Below are 24,292 nucleotides of genomic sequence, written 5' to 3' on the forward strand. Positions count from 1 at the left end.
AGAAGAGAGGAAAGAACAATGAAAAAGATTTTTAATCATACGAAAATGGTTTGTCTCCTATTTTTACTTTTGCCATTTGTCTTTTTTGGAACAAAAAATCAGCAAGTGTCTGCAGAGAGCAATTTGGCACAGATCCATCTCCATAAAAAGAAAATGGTCAATCTGCCAGGTTCATTGATTCAAAATAGTGGGACTGAGATGGAAGAGTTTGATCAATACCAAGGCTTAGCCGATGTCACTTTTTCTGTCTATGATGTGACAGCAGCATTTTATGAAAAACGATCTGCAGGGGCATCCGTTGAAGAAGCCAAGCGTCAAGTCCAAACCTTGACGTCTGGTTCCCCTATAGCTAGCGGGAAAACAGATGCAGCCGGTGATTTGGTTTTTGAATTGCCGAAAAAACAAGCCGATCGGGATGCAGTTTACACCATTGTAGAAGCCCCTAAAGACGGCGTTACAACTGCTGAGAATATGGTGATCGCCTTTCCCGTATATGAAATGATCCAACAAGCTGATGGCTCATATGTTTATGGAGAAGAAGAGCTAGACACGATCCATCTTTATCCGAAAAATATCGTCACAAATGAAGGAACGCTCCTTGTGAATAAGCGAGGAACGGGGGAAAACGAACCACTGAATGATGCGGAATTTGTTGTTTCAAAGCAAGAAGGACGCGAAAATACCAAGAAATACATTTTAAGTGCAGCCGATGGACTTTATACATGGACAACTGACAAACAGGCAGCGTATCGTTTTTTGACAGGCAAACAATATGCTTCTGGAGACGCTGGTATCGATGTGAGTGAGAACCAAAAAGGACAGCTAAAGATTGCGCAACTAGAAACAGGCGCCTATCAATTAGAGGAAACGAAAGCCCCAAGTCAAGCCGCCTTAATCGAGGAAGAAAGAATCAAGGATTTCTCGATTGATTCAGGAAATAACGTTACTGTTGAGCTAACAATCAAGAATGACACAACAAATGTTACAAAAACAACACCACAATTAGACGACAAAGACGTAGAGATCGGCGAAAGAATCCAATATCACCTAACGGTCAATATCCCATCAGGTATTCAAGATAAAGTAGGATCAGAAAATAAATACAAACATTTTCAATTGATCGATGCCCATGATCCAGCATTAACTTTTGAAAATACAGCTGAAGGAGAAACGGGCTATGCGTTGTATGATGGAGAGCAGAAAATCGATGCGACGAATTACCAAGTAACGGAAAAAGAGCATGGCTTTACGGTAACTATCAATCCAGAATTCGTGCCGCAATTAACGCCGGGAAATCAATTGCGCTTTGTGTATTATATGTATTTAAATGAACAGGCTATGCCTATCAATGGCTTTACGAATGAAGCAAATGTAGAAACGGATTTCATGACGGATCAAACGCCTCCAAGCGTGGAAGTTTTGACAGGGGGCAAACGGTTCTTAAAAGTCGATGGGGCTGTGACCGCTACCGAAGCATTGGCAGATGCAGTTTTTGTTGTACGGGATCAAGACCGTGATGATGCCAACTACCTGAAAATCGAAGAAGGAACCAAACAGGTATCTTGGGTGCAAACAGCGGATGAAGCGACGAAATTTACCACAGGGACAGATGGATTAGTTGATATCATCGGGTTAAAATTTGGCACCTACTATTTGGAAGAAGTAAAAGCACCAAAAAATTATGTACTGCTAACAAATCGCATCGCTTTTGAAGTACATGAAACGTCTTATGGAACGAAAGAGCAATTGGGAGATCCAGAAAAAGTCCCTAACCGCCGCAAAGGAACCTTACCGGCAACTGGTGGTGCCGGCACGTATTTAATGGGCGCCATCGGAGTGGTGATCGTTGGTTTAGCTGGGTGTTATTTTGTTAAACGGAAAAAAGGGTAAGTAAATGAGATGAAAATGCACGATGACAATCAAAAGGAAAAGAAATGGCACGAAAGTACCTACTCAAAAAGTGACTTTGTTGGATGTTCTAATGGGTATTCTGCTGCTGCTAGGTGTTCTGATCATCAGTTATCCTTTTGTAAGTAATCAGCTCAACACCTTTTTGGATCAACAGTTGATCAGCTACTACCAAAGCCAAGCTAAAAAAATGAGTGAAATAGAAAAACAACAAAAAAGGAACCAGTTGGAACGAGTAAATCAAGAGCTGGCACAGCATCCCAGCAATCCTGGAATCAAAGAAACGCAAGATTTATCAGAAACAAGGGACTCAGAATCAGGCGATACACCTGATTACTATGAACGACATACGATCGGCGTTTTAAAGATCCCCGTGATTGGTGTCGCTCTCCCGATTTTTGATCAAACCACCGATACGTTGTTAAAAAGAGGAGCAACATTATTGGAGGGCGCTTCGTATCCAATAGGTGGTGAAGATACCCATGCAGTTCTGTGCGGACACCGTGGGTTAACGAGTGCAACCCTCTTTACGGATCTGCCTAAGCTGCAGATCAGCGATGAGTTTTATATCGAAACGTTTGATGATACGTTGGCGTATCAAATAGATCAGATTAAAACGGTCGCCCCTGATGATACCGAAGCACTAAAAATTGTCAAAGGCAGTGATTATGTCACCTTACTAACCTGCACACCCTATATGGTCAATAGCCATCGTTTATTGGTTCGCGGCAAAAGGGTTCCTTACAATGAAGAAAATGAAACAAATGCCGCAAAAAAAGCAAACCAGCAGGATTTGTGGGTGCTGCTAGTTGTAAGCACCACACTATTACTACTCCTGCTGGTGATTAGCAGAATCAAAAGAAAAAAACAGCATGATTTGATCACTCCCAGTGATAAGAAGCAAAGATAGCAGGTTTTCCTCTAGATCCACTAGAAAATGACTTGTTAACCTTACTCAGAACGAAACATGTCGTGTGAAATATGGTACAATAACGAAGATAAAAGGTAGTAAAAAACAGTCGGTCTAATGGTAAAGGTGTCAGAAAAAAGGAAGAATGAGTGGGTAGACAAGCTTTTTCCAACCACTTCCCCAAAATTAAAAAGCGAGAGGCGCGTATGACGCATGAGAATCGCGCTGAAAGCTTTACCTATGCACGAGGTTGGAACAAGAACATTGTCCTAAAGCAATTTTAGCAAAATGCCCAGTGTGACTAGTTTCTCTGATGGTTTTAGAGCAAATAGTCCTCGTTCTTGTTAGGTATATACTGCATGGATTTAGACACTACTGTCTTTTTTTACCAATTCGAAGAAGTACCAAGGAGGAAAACGTTCAAATGACCATTCAATGGTTTCCAGGCCATATGGCGAAAGCCAGACGTGAAGTAAGTGAGAAATTAAAATTCGTGGATATCGTTTTTGAACTCGTGGACGCACGCTTGCCGATCTCATCCCGCAACCCCATGCTGGACCAATTATTACAGCAAAAACCACGATTGATCTTGATCAATAAAGCGGATTTAGCAGATCCCGTTCAAACCAAAAAATGGGAGCATTATTTCCAAGCACAAGGCTATTTAGCCTTGGCGATCAACGCCCAAGACAATCAAGGCGTCAAAGCCATTGTCCCGACGGCTAAGCAAGTCTTGAAGGAAAAAATCGCTCGTGACAAAGCCAGAGGATTGAAGCCCCGTGCGATTCGAGCGATGGTGATTGGCATTCCGAATGTCGGAAAATCAACCTTGATGAACCGTTTAGTAGGGAAGAAAATTGCTCAGACGGGTAATAAACCCGGCGTGACCAAAGGACAGCAATGGCTGCGTTTTGGGACTGATCTAGAGCTGCTAGATACGCCTGGGATCTTATGGCCAAAATTTGAAGATCCTGAGATTGGTAAAAAATTGGCATTGACGGGGGCTATTAAAGATCAGCTGATCCATTTGGATGATATCGCATTGTATGGACTTGATTTTTTTGCCCGCTATTATCCTGAAAGAATCGCCAATCGTTACCAACTAAAGGCGGAGGAAGAGGCGTTGTTAGCGCCGGACCTGTTGATGAAAATCACTGAAAAACGTGGGTATAAAGATAACTATGATCGAGGAAGCGAGCTTGTTGTCTTTGACATTCGGCAAGGAAAATTAGGCCGTTATACACTAGATCGAGTGGAGGAAATGGAAAGCCAAGATGAAACAACCGATTAAGACAATCAAAGAGCGATTATTTGATCCAACCTTTAATGACCCGGCATTTTTGCAGGAATTGCTAGCAGATGAACGCGCAGGGGTCCAAAAGCTGTTGCAACGATATGAGAAACAATTAGTCAAACAGCAGCTATTGCAGGAAAAATACGAAGAAATGATGCGTTTTGAAAACGAAGCATTTCAACAAGGCGCCCGTTTTATCGCCGGTTTAGATGAAGTGGGGCGCGGACCTTTAGCAGGACCCGTGGTGTCAGCTGCGGTGATTCTGCCTAAAGAATGCCAGATTTTGGGGTTAAATGATTCAAAACAGCTTTCTGCGAAGAAAAGAGAAGAACTGTTTATCGAAATTCAAAATAAAGCCGTTGCTGTCGGTATCGGTGTGGTTAGTCCTGAAGAAATCGATCGGATAAATATCTATCAAGCGAGCCGCCTGGCGATGAAAGAAGCTTTGATCGACTTAGCGGTCAAGCCGGAACATTTGCTCATTGATGCGATGACCATCGAGACCGACATCCCTCAACAAAGCTTGATCAAAGGCGATGCCCGCTCCATTTCGATTGCCGCAGCAAGTATCATTGCCAAAGTCTATCGTGACAATTTAATGAAAGATTTTCATGATGTGTATCCTTTTTATGGGTTTGATCAAAATGCTGGGTATGGGACCAAAGTTCATTTAGAAGGGTTAGCTGCCCATGGAATTTGCCCTATTCATCGAAAAACCTTTGCCCCAGTTAAACAATACCTATAAATTTCATCCATCCCTCTTTTTTTAGCGAATCTTATAAGTAAGATCACTAAGAAAAGAGGGCTTTGTTTATGAAATATCAACAAGCAACAGATTTTGAAAAACAGTTGATAAAACTGTACTACTGTCAGGGAATCGGTCTGCAAGGTTGCTGGAAGATTATTTGGCATTGGCTGGAAACAAAAGAAATGCGTTGTTCGTTGGAAGAGATGATTGCCATCGGCGTCCTTCCACAGCATAGGACGGTCTTTCGCCGATCGTGGGAGCAAATGACAGAAGAGCATATCACACAAAAGATGGGGGGACAAAACTACCTCACCTTCTTTTCAGCGGAGTATCCGATGCTTTTAAGACAAATTGCGGACCCACCATTATTACTATTTTACGAAGGAAATCTGCAATTGTTGCAAACGCCCATGATTGGATTTGTCGGCGCAAGAACAGCTTCTCGCTACGCGCGTAAAGTTTGCGAAAAGCTGATCCCGCCTTTAGTGACAGAAAACTATACGATCGTCAGTGGATTAGCAAATGGCGTCGACAGTTTTGCTCATGAATCAGCCATTAGAAATCGGGGACAAACCATTGCCGTGATTGCTTCTGGTTTGGAACATTGTTATCCTACTTCTGCGTATCCGTTGTTCCAGCAGATTCGTCAAGAACATCTAGTACTGAGTGAATATTCTCACGACACCAAACCGCAAAGACATCACTTCCCCTTACGCAATCGCATCATTGCCGGTATTTCAAAAGCGATCTGTGTGATTGAAGCTAAAGAAAGAAGCGGTTCTTTGATTACAGCACAATTAGCAATGGAAAATGGCCGAGAAGTTTTTGCAGTGCCTGGTGAAATGATTTCCGATCAGTCAAAAGGTTGTCACCACTTGATTCAAGATGGCGCAAAATGTACGATTAGTGTGTCAGATATTTTACAGGAGTTAGCCTTTTTTTGATTTTTCCAATCAACCTTCCTTGACAAACCTTTTCTTGAAAGCTATGATAAGCTACGATTTGTATGTTTCATCTGCATACGATAGGTTCACTGATTGATAGAATATAATAGTAGGAAAAATTCAGGAAGGAGCCATTCTTTATATGGCATATAAATATTTAGTAATCGTGGAATCGCCGGCAAAGGCGAAAACCATTGAAAAATACCTTGGACGAAATTACAAAGTCGTCGCAAGTGTCGGTCATATTCGTGATCTTCCGAAAAGTAAAATGGGAATTGATGTCGAAAATGACTATGAACCGCATTACATTTCGATACGTGGCAAGGGCGATGTAATCAAAAGTCTCCGCTCAGCTGCGAAAAAAGCCGAAAAAGTCTACCTCGCAAGTGACCCGGATAGAGAAGGAGAAGCTATTGCGTGGCATTTAGCTTTTCTACTTGGATTAGATTTAAAAGATAAAAATCGCGTCGTCTTTAATGAAATCACTAAAGATGCGGTCAAAGCAGCCTTCAAAGAGCCAAGAACGATCGATGTAGATCTTGTTGACGCTCAACAAGCGCGCCGGATTTTAGACCGATTAGTCGGGTATTCATTGAGCCCGATCCTTTGGCGTAAAGTGAAAAAAGGCTTGAGTGCTGGCCGTGTTCAATCGGTGGCGCTTAAGATTATTATTGATCGTGAAAAAGAGATCCGTGAGTTTGTTCCTGAAGAATATTGGAGCATTGATGGAAACTTTAAAAAAGCCACGAAAAAATTCAAAGCCAATTTTTGGGGCCTAGATGGCAAAAAGAAAAAATTACCGAATGCTGAAAGCATAAAAGAAATCACCGATCGTCTTTCTAGTAAAGAGTTTCAAGTGACGAAGGTTGAAAAGAAAGAACGCAAACGCAACCCGGCGGCACCGTTTACCACCAGTAGCTTGCAACAAGAAGCAGCCCGTAAACTGAACTTTCGAACGCGGAAAACCATGATGGTCGCACAGCAGCTCTATGAAGGGATCGCTCTTGGTAAACAAGGAACCGTTGGTTTGATCACCTATATGCGTACCGATTCGACCCGAATCGCAGACACAGCCAAAGGCGAAGCGGCAGAATTTATTGAAAGTACTTATGGTTCAGAGTTCTCGGCGCACGGTGGTAAAAAACGCGCGAATGCACAAGGGGCACAAGATGCCCATGAAGCGGTAAGACCAACAAGTGTGATGCGTACGCCAGAAGCCATGGAGAAATTCTTAGACAAAGACCAACTGAAACTGTATCGCTTGATCTGGTCTCGCTTTGTGGCTAGTCAAATGACGCCGGCGATTTTGGATACAATGAAAGTTACCTTGGATCAAAATGGTGTCATCTTTATTGCCAATGGTTCAAAGATCAAATTTAAAGGGTTTATGCAGGTCTATGTGGAAGGGCGCGATGATGGCAAAGAAGACAAAGAGAACATTTTGCCAGAGTTAGTTGAAGGAGATGTGGTCCAATCCGTATCGATCGAACCAAAACAGCATTTCACTCAACCACCTGCCCGCTACAGTGAGGCCACCTTGATCAAAACCCTTGAAGAGAACGGTGTGGGTCGTCCTTCAACTTATGCACCAACGTTGGAAACAATCCAACGACGTTATTATGTGAAATTGACACAAAAACGTTTTGAGCCAACTGAACTTGGTGAGATCGTCAATTCATTGATCGAGGAATTCTTCCCGCAAATCGTTGATATGCATTTTACTGCTGAAATGGAAAATAGCTTGGATAGCATTGAAGCTGGGAAAGAAGAATGGGTCAAAGTCGTCGATCAATTCTACCGTCCCTTTGAAAAAGAATTGACGACCGCAGAAGAAAGTATCGAAAAAATCCAAATCAAAGACGAACCTGCAGGCTTTGACTGTGACCTTTGTGGCCATCCAATGGTGATCAAATTAGGTCGCTACGGAAAATTTTATGCCTGCAGCAATTTCCCTGACTGTCGCAACACGAAACCAATCGTCAAAGAAATCGGCGTTGAGTGCCCGGTCTGTCACCAAGGCCAAGTTGTTGAACGCAAATCGAAAAAAAATCGGTTGTTTTATGGATGTACCCGCTATCCGGACTGTGACTTTACTTCTTGGGACAAACCTGTAGGCCGTAATTGTCCGAAATGTGATAATTACTTAGTCGAGAAGAAAGTCAAAGGCGGCAAGCAAGTCGTGTGTATCAATGGGGACTATGAAGAAAATGTGCAAAAATAACTAACAGGATTCCCTGTTAAAAAAAGAATCGGCGCATTCTTTTGAACGGTCAGCCTCGATGTTGGCTGACAAAAGAAAGTGCCGGTCCTTTTGATTAATACAAGCAGTTTCTTATGAGAAGAGGCGAGCTTTTGAAATAAAAGGAGAGCACTATGAAAGAAATCAATGTTATTGGTGCCGGTTTAGCCGGAAGCGAAGCTGCTTGGCAAGCAGCGCAAGCAGGTGTCGCAGTAAAGCTTTATGAAATGCGTCCTAAGAAATCGACAGAAGCCCATCATACAAATAATTTTGCTGAACTTGTTTGTACGAATTCACTTCGGGGCAACAACTTAACGAATGCGGTCGGTGTTTTGAAAGAAGAAATGCGCCGCTTAGATTCAGTCATTATTACCTCTGCAGACAAAACAGCTGTTCCAGCAGGTGGTGCTTTAGCTGTGGATCGTGATGATTTTTCAGAGTTAGTCACCAAACGTGTCAAAGAACATCCTTTAGTCACTGTCATCGAAGAGGAGATCACTGAAATTCCAGAAGGGATTACCGTGATTGCAACGGGACCTTTGACTTCTGAACCTTTATCAAAAGCGATCCAAGCTTTTAACGGATCAGAAGGATTTTATTTCTATGACGCAGCAGCACCGATTATCGATAAATCCACCATCAATATGGATAAAGTTTATTTGAAATCACGCTACGACAAAGGCGAAGCAGCCTATCTGAACTGTCCAATGAACGAAGAGGAGTTTTATGCGTTTCGTGAAGCTTTAGTCAATGCGGAAGTGGCCCCTTTGAAAGAATTCGAAAAAGAAAAATTTTTTGAAGGATGTATGCCAATCGAAGTTATGGCTGGCCGTGGACCGAAAACCATGTTGTTTGGTCCGATGAAACCAGTTGGATTGGAAGATCCGAAAACCGGCAAACGTCCCTACGCAGTGATTCAGTTGCGTCAAGACAATGCGGCTGCTTCTCTTTACAACATCGTTGGTTTTCAAACACATTTAAAATGGGGCGAGCAAAAACGGGTTTTCCGTATGATCCCTGGTTTGGAAGAGGCAGAATTTGTGCGCTACGGCGTGATGCATCGGAATAGTTTTATGAATTCACCAGAGTTGTTACAACAAACGTACCAATCGAAAAAACGTGAAGACCTCTTTTTTGCTGGTCAGATGACAGGCGTTGAAGGGTATGTTGAAAGTGCAGCCAGTGGATTGATGGCCGGGATCAACGCTGCCAAACTTGCAAAAGGGGAAGCGCCGATCATTATGCCACAAGAGACGACAATTGGCAGTATGGCGTATTATATCACTCATGCAGAAGGCAAACACTTCCAACCGATGAATGCCAACTTTGGTTTGCTGCCAGAACTTCCAGAACGAATCAGAGATAAAAAATCTCGTTATGAAGCATTGGCAAACCGGGCATTAGCTGCCTTAGAAGAAGCCAAAGAACAACTATAAGAGCGATGAGTCATCACCTTCTTACTAATAAATGGTAAGAAGGTTTTTTTTTAATTTGTCTTGAAACTTTAATCAAGGTGACTTATGATAGACAGTAACAATGACAGAAGGTGGTGAAGATGGTGATTGGAGAATGGATTCATTTGATTCAAAACTATTTACAGCGTTTTCCTACAGTAATTCAATTTTTAGGATGGCTGATCCTTTTGGTCGGGGTCATTTTCGTTGTCTTTGTTTTATTTAGTTTGCTGTTAGGTCCCATTATGTGGCTTTACAATCGCATCACAGACAAAAACCGCAGCAATGTCATTAGTCGCAATGATTTTGTGATCGGTGAACTGACGGAAAAGATTGTCGGAGATACAATCGGCGAAGTCATGGAGATAGGGAGTCAAGGTGCACGTTCTGTTTATCCTGCACGTTTTTTTCGGGAAGAAGATCGTGAAAACAATGTTCGATTGCCAGTCGGAACCAAAGTCATCATTGTCGATTTTGATAAAAAAGGGATCGCGTTGGTGGTGGAAAGTAAAAATTTTATAGAATAGGAAGTGTTACGTTATGGTGGATACAGGATCAGCAGTAGATTTTTTAAGTAATCCGATTTTATGGGGTGTTGTCCTCGTTGTTTTATTGATCGCTTTTTTGATGATACGCTATCGCATTGGGAAACCCGATGAAGCATTGATCGTTACGGGGTCGTTTTTAGGAAAAGAAGGCATCAAAATCTTAAAAAACAGTGGGACGTTTGTGATTCCTATTGTTCAAAAAGCCCATAAATTAAGTTTATTAACCCACAAGTTAGAGATTGGGACACCAGAAGTTTATACGGAACAAGGCGTACCGATCAAAGCCAGTGCGACGGTGCTTGTAAAGGTCGGCAACAGTACCGAGTCGATCAAGACAGCTGCTGAGCAATACTTAGGCAAATCCACAGGTGAATTGGAAGATGAAGCCCAAGAAGTCTTAGAAGGTCACTTACGGGCGATTCTAGGAACGATGACGGTAGAAGCCATCTATAAAAACCGCGATGATTTTGCGGAACAAGTGCAAGAAGTTGCCTCTACGGACTTGAAGAAAATGGGGTTGGAGATCGTTTCGTTTACGATCAAAGATGTCAGCGACAGCAATGGCTACTTGGATGCGTTAGGACGCCCTCAGATTGCTGAAGTGAAAAAAAATGCCGAAGTAGCGGAATCCAATGCCTTAAGAGAAACTCGAATCAAGCAAGCTGAGAATGAGCAATTGGCACAGCATGAAGAGATCCGTCGCCAAACAGAAATCGCAGAAGCGACAAAAGATATGGCATTGAAACAAGCACAATACAAACAAGAACGCGAAGTTGCGGATGCGAAAGCGGAACAGATCGCGGTCGGCGAACAAATGAAAGTTCAATTGATCGAACAAGAAAAAAATATCGAGATTCAAGAAAAACAAGCGGAATTGACGGAAAAAGAATTGAATGCAACTGTCCGTAAAAAAGCCGAAGCGGATAAATATGTGGTTGAACAAAACGCTTTAGCAGACAAAGCAAGAGAAATCGCACGAGCACAAGCGGAAGCGGAAAAAGTCAAATTAGCTGCCCAAGCAGAAGCCGAACGAATTGAAAAACTAGGTAGTGCCGACGCGGAACGGATCGCAAAAGTCGGTCAAGCCGAAGCGGAAAGCCGTGAAAAGATGGCGATTGCTTTGACCAAACTGAACGAAGCTGGTATTTTGATGGAGTTCATCAAAGTGCTGCCTGAAATCGCGAAAGAGGTCAATGCGCCACTGAGCAATATTGATAAAGTGGTTAGCTTTGGCGGCAATGATGGTCTTCAATCAATGGGGGAAGCTGGTTTAGCGCGAACCTTTGATACGATCAAAGAGACAACCGGATTAGACTTAGTTGGGTTAATCAATGACACGATGTCCACAAAACAAGGAAACAAAGAGCTAGTTCAGGCTGTATCTGAAAGCACTGGTTCGCATCAGCCAACAACTGATCCAATCGAATAAAAGCAAATAAGTGGAAACGTATCAGTCCCTCTTTCTTTTGAGGAGAGGGACTGGTACGTTTTTCTGGCGCATTTAACGGATCTTTCTGAACAATGATAAGAATCTTACGTAGATTCTTAGAAAGTTTTCACAATTATGTCTAAACTTTGAAATATTGATTAAATTCTGACAATTCATTTGTTTTTTTTTGTGGTCTATGCTAAAGTTATTTCGAATCATGAAAAGGGGGGTTAATTTGCAAACAGATCAGTTTCAAGAAGAGTTTTTTCGTTATCTTATTGTTGAAAGAGGGTATTCGGAAAAGACAAAAAAAGCGTATCAAGAAGATATGGGCGATTTTTTTCACTTCTTAAAAGAGTCTGGCAATGAAGACCCATTAGCAGTGGAATACCGCGATGTTCGCGTCTATTTAAGCTATTTGACGGAACGAGAGTACAGCCGTAATTCCATCAGTCGTAAAATGGCTAGTTTGCGATCTTTTTATCAGTTTCTAACCAAGCATGAGATCGTCAAAGAGAATCCTTTCGCCTACATTCATTTAAAAAAGAAAAACGCCAAATTGCCGCGTTTTTTTTATGAGAAGGAAATGGATGCTCTCTTTCAAAGTGTTGCTGGCGATGAGCCACTACAACAGCGCAATCAAGCATTGTTAGAAGTCCTTTATGGTTCAGGTTTGCGGGTCAGTGAGTGCAGCAGTCTCACACTGGGGGCAATCGATTGGGAAAGCGGCGTATTACTGATTCATGGGAAGGGGAATAAGGATCGCTATGTTCCTTTCGGTAGTTACGCACAAGCAGCAGTCAAACGCTATCTTTCCTCAGGACGCAAACAGCTGATGGAAAAGCAGAACAAGGAACACGAGATCCTTTTCGTGAATCATCTTGGTGACGGGATCACTGCAACTGGGATCGAATATGTTTTGAATCAAATCATTCGAAAAAGCAGTTTAGACAGTAAAATCCATCCTCATATGCTTCGGCATACGTTTGCAACCCATTTATTAAACAATGGCGCCGATATGCGGACCGTTCAAGAACTGTTGGGGCATGCCAATCTATCGACGACACAGATTTATGCGCATGTCACCAAAGACAGTTTACAAAAAAATTATCGCCAATTTCATCCACGCGCGTAAAATTGGTACAGGAGGAACATAAATGAAGTCAGAATTTCATTCAACCACCATCTGTGCGGTTGAAAAAGATGGAAAATTTGCCATGGCCGGTGACGGACAAGTAACGATGGGAGAACAGGTCGTTATGAAAGGAACCGCTCGGAAAGTCCGTCGAATTTACAATGGTGAAGTGATCGTTGGTTTTGCCGGCAGTGTGGCAGATGCCTTTACCTTGGAAGAAAAATTTGAAGGAAAACTAAATGAATACAACGGAAATTTGCAGCGAGCTGCAGTAGAATTGGCACAAGAATGGCGGACTCAGCAATCGATGCAAAAATTAGAGGCGATGCTGATCGTCATGAATGATAAGGAGATGCTTTTGGTCTCTGGGACAGGCGAAGTCATTTCGCCAGATGAAGGGATCTTAGCCATCGGTTCAGGTGGAAACTATGCCTTGGCAGCAGCCCGTGCGATGAAACGTTATGGCGGTGAACTATCTGCCAAAGAAATTGCTGAAGGTGCCTTGAATATTGCCGCAGACATTTGTGTCTTTACGAATCACAATATCATTGTAGAAGAGTTTTAAAGAGGGATGACGATATGACAAACCAAAACAAATCACCACGAGAAATCGTGAAAGAATTAGATGAATACATCGTTGGACAAACCAACGCCAAAAAATCAGTGGCTGTTGCTTTGAGAAATCGCTACCGCCGGCTGCAATTAGATGAAAAGATGCAACAAGATGTCACACCAAAAAATATTTTGATGATCGGACCAACAGGGGTTGGTAAAACGGAAATTGCGCGACGCTTAGCAAAGATCGTTGATGCACCTTTCGTTAAGTTAGAAGCGACGAAATTCACGGAAGTCGGCTATGTCGGTCGAGACGTAGAATCGATGGTACGTGACCTCGTTGAGAATGCGATCCAAATCGTGAAAAAAGAACAATATAAAAACGTGCGGATCCAAGCAGAGAAAAAAGCCAACCGTCGTTTAGTAAAAGTCTTAGTTCCTGGTATTAAAAAGGAACAGAAAAAGAATACCAATCCTTATGAACAAATGATGAATATGTTCAACGCCGCACAACAACCAGAAGAGCCAAAAGAAGAATTGACAGATGAGATTCGCAGCAACCGTCAAGCCATTTTTGAGCAATTAGAAAAGGGCCTTTTAGACAACCGGGAAGTGACGATCCAAGTCGATGAGCCGAAAAATCAAGCACCGATGATGAACAATGGCTTAGAACAAATGGGGATCGATTTGAATGAAACCTTAGGAGCATTGAAACCGCAAAAGAAAATTGAACGCACAGTAACCGTAAAAGAAGCACGAGAATTGCTGATTCAAGAAGAATCTTCAAAACTGGTCAACGACGCGGATATTCATAGTGAAGCATTACGTTTAGCAGAATCTAGTGGCATCATTTTTCTAGATGAAATCGACAAAGTATCTTCGAAATCACAGCAGTCAGGAGAAGTTTCTCGTGAAGGGGTGCAAAGAGATATCTTGCCGATCGTTGAAGGATCGCAAGTCAATACGAAATACGGAACCCTACAAACAGACCATATCCTTTTTATTGCATCTGGGGCATTCCACCTGTCGAAACCAAGCGATCTGATCCCTGAATTGCAAGGGCGTTTCCCGATTCGTGTGGAACTAGATGATTTGACAAAAGAAGACTTTGTTAAAATTTTAACGGAGCCCAACAATGCCTTAGTCAAGCAATACATTGCCTTGTTAGGAACCGAAAATGTCAAAGTAGTCTTTACGATGGAAGCTATCGAGAAAATTGCCGAAATTGCTTATCAAGTGAATCGCGATACCGACAATATTGGTGCTCGTCGTTTGCATACGATTCTAGAGAAACTACTTGAAGACTTATTATTTGAAGCATCTGAGATGCAAATGGGTGAAATCACCATCACAGAAGCGTATGTGGAAGAAAAACTTGCGTCCATCGCAAAAGATGAAGACTTAAGCCGGTATATTTTATAAAGGGAGCGGACCAATGAAAACATTATTAGAAAAGACAAGACAAATCAACGAATTATTGCAGCAAAAAAACACCTTTAATTTAGCTTCTGATTTGCCTTACGACAAGATGGCTGTCATTTTAGGAAACATCCTAGACAGCAATGCGTATATTATTAGCATTGACGGTAGCGTGTTAGGTTTTGTTGAGAACCATGATGTCAATAATGAACGCATCAAAAAAATGTTTGTTGAAAAACAGTTTCCTAAAAATTATACAGATTTAGTCGATCACCTGACTTCCACAGAAGCTAATGTGCCAATCAGTGATGATATGACCGCTTTTCCTGTAGAAGGCCGTGAGTTGTATCCCAACGGACTAACGACCATCGTACCGATTTACGGTGCAGGGGAACGTTTAGGTACGATCATTCTTTCCAGAATCGATAAGTCCTTTGATGACGACGATTTGGTATTAGCGGAATACAGTGCGACAGTTGTTGGTATGCAATTCTTGTACCAAAAATCCCGCAGTATCGAAGAAGATGTTCGCAGTACCACAGCTGTTCAAATGGCAATCAACACCCTTTCTTATAGTGAGTTGAAAGCTGTTCAAGCAATCTTTGAGGCATTAGAAGGCGACGAAGGTCGTCTGACCGCGTCAAGTATCGCTGATCGCATTGGAATTACACGGTCGGTGATCGTAAATGCTTTGCGTAAACTAGAGTCTGCCGGCATTATAGAATCCCGCTCTTTGGGGATGAAAGGCACCTATTTAAAAGTGCTTAACAGCCGCTTTAAAGAGGAATTGACGAAACATCAATATTAGGAGATGAGACCATGACAGTTACCATCACGGCGGGTCATCTGCAAGCAAAAATTGCAGAAAAAGGGGCTGAGCTACAAAGCTTAGTTGATACAAGCAATGACCTTGAATATATTTGGCAAGCTGATCCAAACCACTGGGGAAAGCATGCGCCAATCTTATTTCCGATTGTTGGCGCCTTAAAAGAGGACACCTATCAGCATGAGGGCAAAAGTTATCATTTGCCCCGTCATGGGTTTGCCAGAGACATGGTGTTTACTGTCGTTGAAAAACGTACAGACTATGCCTTGTTTCTATTAGAAAGTTCAACTGAAACCAAAGCGAAGTATCCGTTTGATTTTCAGCTGTATGTCAGTTACGAATTAGGCGGTGATGGCTTAGTCGTCAAATATCAAGTAAAGAATAGCGGTCAAAAAGAACTATTCTTCTCCATTGGAGGACACCCTGCATTCAATGTCCCACTTGAAAAAGGGCTGACATTTGAAGACTACTACCTTTCTTTTTCTCCAAAGAAATCACGAGTGAAATTGCCATTAAAAGGCAATTATATTGATTATGAACAACGCACACTCGGTCAAACGAATACGGATTTGCGCTTGACCCACGATATGTTTGCAAATGATGCGCTGGTTTATGAAACGAAAGGATTACATTCCTACTCGATTCGCAGTGAGAAATCGCCTCATAGTGTTACGTTAAGCTACAATAATATGCCGTATGTCGGTTTTTGGTCCACGTATCCCGTAAAATCGCCGTTTCTATGTATAGAACCATGGTGCGGTATCGCAGATACACTGGAAGCTTCCGGTGAGCTTTCAGAAAAATTGGGTATTCAAGCACTTTCGCCTGAGGAGTTATTTGAAACAAAGTACTCGATCACAGTCAAATAAAAGCAGGCAAAAAGAAGCTGAGAAAAGTCATTGCACTTTTCTCAGCTTCTGCTTATTTGTTCGCTTGACGCTTATTCAGACCAAACGGTACCCGACTTTCAGTCCCGTCTTTAATACGTGAAATATTTTCGCGATGGCGAATAAAAATAAAAATCGTTACGCCGATCGCGATGAAGGTCAGCAGCCAGTTTTGCTCAGGCAATATCGCAGGGGCGATAAAAGGCAAAACGACCGTCGATAAGGTGATCAAACACGCCGCGATCATACTGGTCAGGCTTACCATACTTGTCACATAAAGACAGATAACAAAAATCAATGAAGAATAAATGAAAAAGAGCGGATTGTATCCTAAGAGCATCCCAGCACTTGTCGCCACCGCTTTGCCGCCTTTAAACTTGGCAAAGATCGGAAAGGTATGACCTAAGATCGCGCAGACCCCAAACCAGAGCGGATTGACGGTATGGAGACCAAAGAGGACAGGCAAACTGGTTGCCAAAGTTCCTTTTAAGATATCCATCAATAAAACAACGATCCCGGCTTTCTTTCCTAAAACGCGAAATGTATTGGTCGTTCCCGTATTGCCGCTGCCGAATTGGCGAATATCTTTTTTGAAAAACAATTGGCCAATCCAAACACCCGAGGGGATCGAACCTAAAAGGTAAGCAACAATAAATAAAAGAATCGTATTCATAATAACCAACTTTCTTTGCAAGGCTAGGGCAATTTTAGCATGAAAACGCCTTTCCAACAATAAGAAAATCTTTCGCTAGTCAGGGAAAGAAGAAAAACAGCTTTCCTCGGAGCTGTGAAACACAAACAAGCCATTTTGTGACTCTAGCTTGTGCAAACAAAGGAAAAAGGATAAGATAGTTTAGAAAAATGTTCGCTTGAAAAAAGCGTATTTTGTGTTAAGATTTTTTTTGCAGTCCTTTCAGCAGTAAAAAAGGACTGATCAAGATTAAAGGAGCGGTGGGTTTGGCAAAGAAAACCACAGAATATAATGATGCTTCCATTCAGGTCTTAGAGGGCCTAGAAGCAGTAAGAAAACGGCCAGGAATGTATATCGGCTCGACCGATAGCCGCGGCTTACATCACTTAGTGTATGAAATCGTCGATAATGCGGTTGATGAGGCACTCTCAGGATACGGCAATGAAATCGATGTTACGATCCACAAAGACAATAGTATCAGTGTTCGAGACAATGGGCGAGGAATGCCGGTCGGGACACATGCATCGGGAATCCCTACTGTTGAAGTGATCTTCACAGTGCTACATGCCGGCGGGAAGTTTGGCCAAGGAGGCTACAAAACTTCTGGCGGCCTTCATGGGGTTGGTGCCAGTGTTGTAAATGCTCTATCCAGCTGGCTGGAAGTAGTCATCGTTCGTGATGGCATCGAATACAAACAGAGCTTCAAAGACGGTGGGAAACCAGCGGGTACTTTGAAAAAAATCGGCAAAACTCGTAAACCAACTGGAACCACAGTCACCTTTAAACCTGACGACACGATCTTTTCAACAACCAAATTCTCCTATGAAATTCTCGCAGAACGTTTAAGAGAATCGGCTTTCTTGCTAAAAGGGGTCAAAATCTCCCTGACGGATGAACGTGGGGAAGAACCAATTCATGAAGTTTTTTTATATGAAGAAGGCATCAAAGAATTCGTTGATTATTTAAATGAAGAAAAAGATACCTTGACCCAGGTGGTGTATTTTTCCGGTACCAAAGAAGCAATCGAGGTAGAACTTGCCTTTCAATACAATGATGGCTATTCGGAAAATGTCTTGTCCTTTGTCAACAATGTACGTACCAAAGATGGTGGTACCCATGAAGTGGGGATGAAAACGTCAATGACGAAAGCTTTCAATGAATATGCCCGCAAGGTCAATTTGTTGAAGGAAAAAGATAAGAACCTTGAAGGTAGTGATTTTCGTGAAGGCTTAGCGGCCGTGTTGTCGATCCGTGTTCCAGAAAATCTTTTGCAATTTGAAGGGCAGACCAAAGGGAAATTAGGAACACCCTTAGCAAGAAATGCTGTAGACAATGTGATTGGCGAGCAACTAGGCTATTACCTGCAAGAAAACAGTGAAATGAGTCAAATGCTGGTTCGTAAAGCGATCAAAGCAAGAGAGGCCCGTGAAGCTGCCAGAAAGGCGAGAGAAGAAAGCCGCACAGGAAAGAAACGCAAAAAAGGTGAGTCACTGCTTTCTGGAAAATTAACGCCTGCTCAGTCTCGTAATCCTAAGAAAAATGAATTGTATTTGGTGGAGGGGGACTCAGCCGGCGGGTCAGCGAAGCAAGGCCGTGACCGCAAGTTCCAAGCGATTTTACCGTTACGAGGCAAAGTTATCAATACAGAAAAAGCCAAGATGCAGGATATTTTGAAAAATGAAGAGATCAATACCATGATCTATACTATCGGTGCCGGTGTTGGCCCAGAGTTTTCGATTGAAGACTGCAATTATGACAAAGTCATTATCATGACCGATGCGGATACCGATGGGGCGCACATCCAAGTGCTGCTTTTAACGTTTTTCTACCGGTATATGAAACCTTTGATCGAAGCGGGAAAAGTATACATTGCTTTGCCACCTTTGTATAAAGTGTCTAAAGGGTTAGGGAAAAAGGCAGTAGTCGAATATGCTTGGACGGATGATGAACTAAGCAAACTGACCCAAAAAATCGGTAAAGGCTATATGCTTCAGCGCTACAAAGGGTTGGGGGAAATGAATGCCGATCAATTGTGGGAAACGACGATGGACCCAGAAACGCGGACGCTGATTCGGGTAAGAATCGATGATGCGGCCCAAGCAGAACGCCGTGTCACCACACTGATGGGGGACAAGGTAGAACCTCGTCGGAAGTGGATCGAAAGCCATGTTCAATTCAGTTTAGAAGAAGATGGCAGTATTTTGGATAAAAAAGAAGATACGGTACCGGAATTAGTTGATGAAAAGTTAATGGATACCGAACAAGCAGAAAGCAAACATTTAGTTAAGGAATAGGAGGTGGTCTCTTGGAACACAGAAGCAATATACAAGAATTGACATTGGAAGAAGTGATGGGAGATCGCTTCGGTCGATATTCCAAATACATTATTCAAGAACGGGCATTGCCAGATATTCGTGATGGGTTAAAACCGGTTCAGCGGCGCATCTTGTTCGCCATGAACCAAGACGGCAATACGTATGACAAAGGCTTCCGCAAATCAGCGAAATCAGTCGGGAATATCATGGGGAACTTTCATCCCCATGGTGACTCGAGTATTTATGAAGCAATGGTCCGCATGAGCCAAGACTGGAAATTGCGTCAGATTTTGATTGAAATGCACGGAAACAACGGGAGTATGGATGGTGATCCGCCAGCTGCCATGCGTTATACCGAAGCACGACTTTCAGAATTAAGCGGTGAGCTGTTAAAAGATATCGAAAAAAACACCGTCGAATTGGTGTGGAATTTTGATGATACCGAAAAAGAACCAACTGTCTTACCAGCAAAATACCCAAATCTGTTAGTCAATGGCTCAACTGGGATCTCAGCTGGGTATGCAACGGAAATTCCCACCCATAATTTAGGGGAAATCATTGATGGAACGGTCTATTTGATCGACCATCCGCAAGCTTCTTTGGATCAGCTGATGAAGTATATTCCCGGCCCTGATTTTCCAACAGGAGGGATTTTACAAGGGAAAGAAGAAATCAAAAAAGCCTATGAAACAGGCAAAGGCAAAGTGATCCTGCGTTCGAAAACCAAGATCGAAGACATCAAAGGTGGCAAGCAGCAAATCGTTATCAATGAGATTCCCTATGAGGTCAATAAAGCCAATCTAGTCAAAAAAATGGATGAGATTCGTTTGAATAAACGGATCGACGGGATTGCTGAAGTGCGTGATGAAACTGACCGTACTGGTTTGCAGATCGTTGTCGAGCTGAAAAAAGAAGCAAATGCACAAGGAATTTTAAATTATTTATTTAAAAATACCGAATTGCAGATCAACTACAACTTCAACATGGTGGCTATCGACAATATGCGCCCCCAACAAGTCGGTTTGAAACGGATTTTAGAAAGCTACATCAAGCATCGGCGTGAAGTGATCGAAAAACGCAGTCGTTTTGAACTGCAAAAAGCCCAAAAGAGACAGCATATCGTCGATGGGTTAATCAAAGCTTTATCGATTCTTGATGAAGTGATCGCCACCATTCGCGGCAGTAAAGACAAAAAAGATGCCAAAAACAATCTGGTTGTTCAGCACGGTTTTACGGAAGAGCAAGCAGAAGCCATTGTGAACTTACAGTTGTACCGCTTGACCAATACGGATATCACACAATTGCAAGCAGAGGCGAAAGAACTTGCTGAAACGATCGCTGAATTGACAACGATTTTAAATGAGGAAAGTGAATTACTGAAAGTGATCAAAAAGGAATTGCGGGAGATCAAGAAAAAATATTCGACACCGCGATTGACTGAGATCGAAGCCGAAATTCAAGAAATCAAGATCGAAACACAAGTTTTAGTCGCGCAAGAAGAAGTCGTCGTGACAGTCACAAGAGACGGTTATGTCAAACGCAGCAGTTTGCGTTCTTACGGTGCCTCAAAACCAGAAGAGATCGGCATGAAAGAAGGCGACTCTTTACTTTACAGCAACCAAATGAATACGTTGGATCATCTGTTATTGGTAACCAATAAAGGAAACACGATCTATCGTCCGGTTCATGAATTGCCTGATTTAAAATGGAAAGATCTAGGCGAACATATTTCGCAAACGGTTATGACACTGGCGCAAGATGAAATGATCATTGGGGTCTTTGCCTACAAAGAGATCGATCCGTTGAAAAACTTTGTGCTGATCAGTAAAAACGGCATGATTAAACAAACACGAATGACGGAATTTGAACCTTGGCGCACCTATAAGACACGGCCAATGACGATCATGAAGCTGAAAGATGAATCAGATGAATCAGATGAATTAGTCAATGTCTTTTTGACTGATCAAACAGAAGAAATGGATGTCTTTTTAGTCAGTCATCTTGCCTTTGGCTTACGGTATTCGCTTAATGAAGTGCCCGTTGTGGGACCAAAAGCAGCTGGGGTCAAAGCGATGAACCTTAAAGCGGATGATTATCTTATCAATGGGTTGTTAGTTTATTCAGAAGGGGATACACCGATCGTTCTGATTACCCAACGTGGCGCAGCAAAACGCATGCTAGCCCAAGAGATCACCCAATTAGGACGGGCGAAGCGTGGATTGATGGTCTTACGGGAATTGAAGAAAAACCCTCATCGCGTAGTCTATATGGGGAATGGAGAGAACCAGCAGCTACTGGTAACCAACCAAAAAGGACAAGCCTTTGAAGTCATCACGAATCAAATCCCGATCAATGATCGGACCTCCAACGGCTCATTTATCATGGATGAGAAAACAGGGGGGCAAATCTACGAAGTGAAAACACAAATCAGTCCTGCAATCGCAGAGGATTCTGTACTATAAATTATAACAAAGCAACCATTCTGTACCAGTACAGAATGGTTGCTTTTTTGCCTCTTAATTAATCTTTCACATTAATAAAAAACGCACTTTAATAAAAGATTCACATTTGATAAATGCTTATAAATCAACGTTTTTAATAATAAAAATCTTAAAAAAAACTAAATTGTTCAAAATAATTCTTGAAAACACTTGCAATCATTAGGGTGTGTGTTATACTGTTCACGTAAAGCTGTTACATTAGTGAACAGAAAATTTAAGGAGGTCCATCAGATGGAACAATGGAATGGATTTAAAGGAAAAACTTGGAAAGAAGAAGTAAACGTACGCGACTTCATCCAAGAAAACTACACACCTTATGACGGAACAGATGAATTCCTAGCAGATGCTACTGAAGCAACGACGAAGCTATGGGATCAAGTCATGGAACTGAACAAGCAAGAGCGTGAAGCTGGCGGCGTATTGGATATGGATACAAAAGTCGTTTCAACGATTACTTCTCATGGACCTGGCTACTTAGACAAAAACTTAGAAACAGTTGTTGGTTTCCAAACGGAAAAACCATTTAAACGCAGCTTGCAACCATTTGGCGGCATCCGCATGTCAGAACAAGCAGCAGAATCTTACGGCTATGAAATCGATGCGGAAGTTTCTCACATTTTCCGCGACTACCGTAAAACACATAACCAAGGGGTATTTGATGCCTATACACCTGAAATCAGAGCAGCTCGTCGTTCTGGTGTAATCACAGGTCTTCCTGATGCATACGGCCGTGGCCGGATCATTGGTGACTACCGTCGTGTTGCATTATACGGAGTGGATTTCTTGATCAAAGAAAAACAACAAGACCTATTGTATTGCGGAAACGGAACCATGTCTGAAGACATTATCCGCCAACGTGAAGAATTAAGTGAACAAATTCGCGCTTTAAGCGAATTGAAAGAATTAGGAAACATTTACGGATTTGATATTTCTAAACCAGCTCAAACGGCGAAAGAAGCATTCCAATGGTTATATCTTGGTTATTTAGCAGCCATCAAAGAGCAAAATGGTGCGGCAATGTCATTGGGACGTACGTCAACTTTCCTTGATATTTATGTTGAACGCGATTTGAAAAATGGCGTGATCACTGAAGAAGAAGCACAAGAAATCGTTGACCATTTTGTCATGAAACTACGTCTTGTGAAATTTGCTCGGACGCCTGATTACAACGCATTGTTCTCTGGTGACCCAACTTGGGTAACTGAGTCAATCGCTGGTATGGGTGAAGATGGACGCCACATGGTAACAAAAAACAGCTTCCGTTTCTTACACACGCTAGCAAACTTAGGTCCAGCACCAGAACCAAACTTGACTGTTTTATGGTCAACACGTTTGCCTCATAACTTCAAAACATTCTGTGCGAAAATGTCGATCCAAACATCAGCGATTCAATATGAAAACGATGATGTGATGCGTGGACATTGGGGCGATGATTACGGAATCGCTTGTTGTGTATCCGCAATGCGCATCGGGAAACAAATGCAATTCTTTGGTGCTCGTGCCAACTTAGCGAAAACATTGTTGTATGCAATCAACGGTGGGGTCGATGAAAAATCAAAAGCACAAGTTGGACCAAAATTCCAACCAATTACTTCTGAATACTTGGATTACAACGAAGTAATGGAAAAATATGACACAATGATGGACTGGATTTGTGATCTGTATGTGAACACATTGAACATCATTCATTACATGCATGACAAATATTCTTATGAACGCATTGAAATGGCGCTCCAAGATACAGATATTCTACGTACGATGGCTACTGGTATCGCTGGTTTCTCTGTTGCAGTTGATTCATTATCAGCGATTAAATATGCCAAAGTTCGTACGATTCGTGATGAAAACGGCATTGTTGAAGATTACGAAATCGAAGGCGATTATCCTAAATACGGAAACAATGATGACCGTGTAGATGATATCGCAGTCAACTTGTTGAAAGCTTTCATGAAGAAAGTAAAACGTACAAAAACATATCGTGATGCAAAACATACAACTTCGATCCTTACAATCACTTCTAATGTGGTTTATGGGAAGAAAACAGGGAACACGCCTGATGGACGTCGTGCAGGTGCACCATTTGCTCCAGGTGCAAACCCAATGCATGGCCGCGATACGCATGGTGCATTAGCAAGTCTTTCGTCAGTTGCGAAATTACCATATGATTACTCATTAGATGGTATTTCAAACACCTTCTCAATCGTACCTAAAGCATTAGGTCGTGACGATGAGACACAACAAGAAAACCTAGCAACCATGCTAGATGGCTATGCAGCAAAAGGTGGTCACCACTTAAATATCAACGTATTTAACCGTGATACATTACTTGATGCGCAAGCTCACCCAGAAAAATACCCACAATTAACGATTCGGGTTTCTGGTTATGCGGTTAACTTCATTAAATTAACCAAAGAACAACAAGATGATGTCATTGCTCGTACAATGCACGAAGCAATGTAATAAGCAACAACTTCAGGCGGCGGACGGGA

General features: G+C 42.2%; 18 protein-coding genes. 17 read left to right on the top strand and 1 reads right to left on the bottom strand.

Annotated elements, in window-relative coordinates; all coding sequences use genetic code 11:
* Positions 1-18: 18 nt before the first annotated feature.
* From IGJ12_RS06315 to IGJ12_RS06380, 14 genes are all read left to right on the top strand, one after another.
* Positions 19-1,890, top strand: a complete 1,872-nt coding sequence (locus IGJ12_RS06315) for a SpaH/EbpB family LPXTG-anchored major pilin (RefSeq protein WP_430619484.1) — start codon at positions 19-21, stop codon at positions 1,888-1,890.
* A 22-nt stretch (positions 1,891-1,912) separates the two neighbouring features.
* Positions 1,913-2,818, top strand: coding sequence for a class C sortase (locus IGJ12_RS06320; RefSeq protein WP_087664328.1), 906 nt, complete (start codon positions 1,913-1,915; stop codon positions 2,816-2,818).
* 424 nt (positions 2,819-3,242) lie between these two features.
* Positions 3,243-4,109, top strand: a complete 867-nt coding sequence (ylqF, locus tag IGJ12_RS06325; RefSeq protein ID WP_005229614.1) for a ribosome biogenesis GTPase YlqF — start codon at positions 3,243-3,245, stop codon at positions 4,107-4,109.
* Positions 4,093-4,857, top strand: coding sequence for a ribonuclease HII (locus IGJ12_RS06330; RefSeq protein ID WP_016621295.1), 765 nt, complete (start codon positions 4,093-4,095; stop codon positions 4,855-4,857). The genes ylqF and IGJ12_RS06330 overlap by 17 nt, the downstream gene beginning before the upstream one ends.
* A 68-nt stretch (positions 4,858-4,925) precedes the next feature.
* On the top strand, positions 4,926-5,804 hold the full coding sequence (gene dprA / locus IGJ12_RS06335; protein ID WP_008379662.1) for a DNA-processing protein DprA: 879 nt from the start codon (positions 4,926-4,928) through the stop codon (positions 5,802-5,804).
* A 142-nt stretch (positions 5,805-5,946) separates the two neighbouring features.
* Positions 5,947-8,025: a type I DNA topoisomerase gene (gene topA / locus IGJ12_RS06340; protein WP_008379664.1), complete on the top strand. Its 2,079-nt coding sequence runs from the start codon at positions 5,947-5,949 to the stop codon at positions 8,023-8,025.
* 152 nt (positions 8,026-8,177) lie between these two features.
* Positions 8,178-9,479, top strand: coding sequence for an FADH(2)-oxidizing methylenetetrahydrofolate--tRNA-(uracil(54)-C(5))-methyltransferase TrmFO (trmFO, locus tag IGJ12_RS06345; protein ID WP_008379665.1), 1,302 nt, complete (start codon positions 8,178-8,180; stop codon positions 9,477-9,479).
* A gap of 119 nt (positions 9,480-9,598) precedes the next feature.
* On the top strand, positions 9,599-10,024 hold the full coding sequence (locus IGJ12_RS06350) for a hypothetical protein (protein WP_008379668.1): 426 nt from the start codon (positions 9,599-9,601) through the stop codon (positions 10,022-10,024).
* 13 nt (positions 10,025-10,037) lie between these two features.
* Positions 10,038-11,474 carry a flotillin family protein gene (locus IGJ12_RS06355; protein ID WP_005236824.1) on the top strand — a complete coding sequence of 479 codons (1,437 nt, stop codon included), beginning with the start codon at positions 10,038-10,040 and terminating at the stop codon, positions 11,472-11,474.
* A 196-nt stretch (positions 11,475-11,670) separates the two neighbouring features.
* On the top strand, positions 11,671-12,609 hold the full coding sequence (gene xerC, locus IGJ12_RS06360; protein WP_005236822.1) for a tyrosine recombinase XerC: 939 nt from the start codon (positions 11,671-11,673) through the stop codon (positions 12,607-12,609).
* Positions 12,610-12,631: 22 nt separating this feature from the next.
* Positions 12,632-13,174, top strand: coding sequence for an ATP-dependent protease subunit HslV (gene hslV, locus IGJ12_RS06365; RefSeq protein WP_005229630.1), 543 nt, complete (start codon positions 12,632-12,634; stop codon positions 13,172-13,174).
* Between the two features lie 14 nt (positions 13,175-13,188).
* Complete coding sequence (gene hslU, locus IGJ12_RS06370; RefSeq protein WP_005236820.1) at positions 13,189-14,586, top strand: ATP-dependent protease ATPase subunit HslU; 1,398 nt, start codon at positions 13,189-13,191, stop codon at positions 14,584-14,586.
* Between the two features lie 13 nt (positions 14,587-14,599).
* A complete protein-coding gene (codY, locus tag IGJ12_RS06375) occupies positions 14,600-15,391 on the top strand; it encodes a GTP-sensing pleiotropic transcriptional regulator CodY (protein ID WP_005236817.1) in 792 nt (263 codons plus the stop codon).
* Positions 15,392-15,402: 11 nt separating this feature from the next.
* Complete coding sequence (locus tag IGJ12_RS06380; RefSeq protein WP_005236816.1) at positions 15,403-16,278, top strand: aldose 1-epimerase family protein; 876 nt, start codon at positions 15,403-15,405, stop codon at positions 16,276-16,278.
* A gap of 52 nt (positions 16,279-16,330) precedes the next feature.
* Here IGJ12_RS06380 and plsY read toward each other — a convergent pair whose 3' ends face one another.
* Entirely contained in the window at positions 16,331-16,969 is a 639-nt protein-coding gene (gene plsY / locus IGJ12_RS06385; protein WP_008379676.1) for a glycerol-3-phosphate 1-O-acyltransferase PlsY, read from the bottom strand.
* A gap of 284 nt (positions 16,970-17,253) precedes the next feature.
* Between plsY and parE the strand changes: the two genes are divergently transcribed.
* The 3 genes from parE to pflB all read left to right on the top strand — a co-directional run bounded on the left by parE (position 17,254) and on the right by pflB (position 24,263).
* Entirely contained in the window at positions 17,254-19,281 is a 2,028-nt protein-coding gene (gene parE / locus IGJ12_RS06390) for a DNA topoisomerase IV subunit B (protein ID WP_034872209.1), read from the top strand.
* Positions 19,282-19,292: 11 nt separating this feature from the next.
* Entirely contained in the window at positions 19,293-21,764 is a 2,472-nt protein-coding gene (gene parC, locus IGJ12_RS06395; RefSeq protein ID WP_430619485.1) for a DNA topoisomerase IV subunit A, read from the top strand.
* Between the two features lie 270 nt (positions 21,765-22,034).
* The gene (pflB, locus tag IGJ12_RS06400) at positions 22,035-24,263 is read left to right on the top strand and encodes a formate C-acetyltransferase (protein ID WP_008379680.1); all 2,229 of its coding nucleotides are present in this window, start codon (positions 22,035-22,037) and stop codon (positions 24,261-24,263) included.
* Positions 24,264-24,292: the final 29 nt, after the last annotated feature.

This window comes from Enterococcus sp. DIV0802b (genome assembly GCF_050543535.1).
Classification (GTDB): Bacteria; Bacillota; Bacilli; order Lactobacillales; family Enterococcaceae; genus Enterococcus_D; species Enterococcus_D entomosocium.

Bases quoted from the DNA above. Each gene is read 5' to 3' on its own strand.
- IGJ12_RS06320 (WP_087664328.1), top strand. From the start codon at position 1,913: ATGACAATCAAAAGGAAAAGAAATGGCACGAAAGTACCTACTCAAAAA.
- dprA (WP_008379662.1), top strand. From the start codon at position 4,926: ATGAAATATCAACAAGCAACAGATTTTGAAAAACAGTTGATAAAACTG.
- topA (WP_008379664.1), top strand. From the start codon at position 5,947: ATGGCATATAAATATTTAGTAATCGTGGAATCGCCGGCAAAGGCGAAA.
- pflB (WP_008379680.1), top strand. From the start codon at position 22,035: ATGGAACAATGGAATGGATTTAAAGGAAAAACTTGGAAAGAAGAAGTA.
- IGJ12_RS06380 (WP_005236816.1), top strand. From the start codon at position 15,403: ATGACAGTTACCATCACGGCGGGTCATCTGCAAGCAAAAATTGCAGAA.
- hslV (WP_005229630.1), top strand. From the start codon at position 12,632: ATGAAGTCAGAATTTCATTCAACCACCATCTGTGCGGTTGAAAAAGAT.
- codY (WP_005236817.1), top strand. From the start codon at position 14,600: ATGAAAACATTATTAGAAAAGACAAGACAAATCAACGAATTATTGCAG.
- plsY (WP_008379676.1), bottom strand. From the start codon at position 16,969: ATGAATACGATTCTTTTATTTATTGTTGCTTACCTTTTAGGTTCGATC.
- IGJ12_RS06350 (WP_008379668.1), top strand. From the start codon at position 9,599: ATGGTGATTGGAGAATGGATTCATTTGATTCAAAACTATTTACAGCGT.
- ylqF (WP_005229614.1), top strand. From the start codon at position 3,243: ATGACCATTCAATGGTTTCCAGGCCATATGGCGAAAGCCAGACGTGAA.
- IGJ12_RS06315 (WP_430619484.1), top strand. From the start codon at position 19: ATGAAAAAGATTTTTAATCATACGAAAATGGTTTGTCTCCTATTTTTA.
- hslU (WP_005236820.1), top strand. From the start codon at position 13,189: ATGACAAACCAAAACAAATCACCACGAGAAATCGTGAAAGAATTAGAT.
- IGJ12_RS06355 (WP_005236824.1), top strand. From the start codon at position 10,038: ATGGTGGATACAGGATCAGCAGTAGATTTTTTAAGTAATCCGATTTTA.
- xerC (WP_005236822.1), top strand. From the start codon at position 11,671: ATGCTAAAGTTATTTCGAATCATGAAAAGGGGGGTTAATTTGCAAACA.
- trmFO (WP_008379665.1), top strand. From the start codon at position 8,178: ATGAAAGAAATCAATGTTATTGGTGCCGGTTTAGCCGGAAGCGAAGCT.
- IGJ12_RS06330 (WP_016621295.1), top strand. From the start codon at position 4,093: ATGAAACAACCGATTAAGACAATCAAAGAGCGATTATTTGATCCAACC.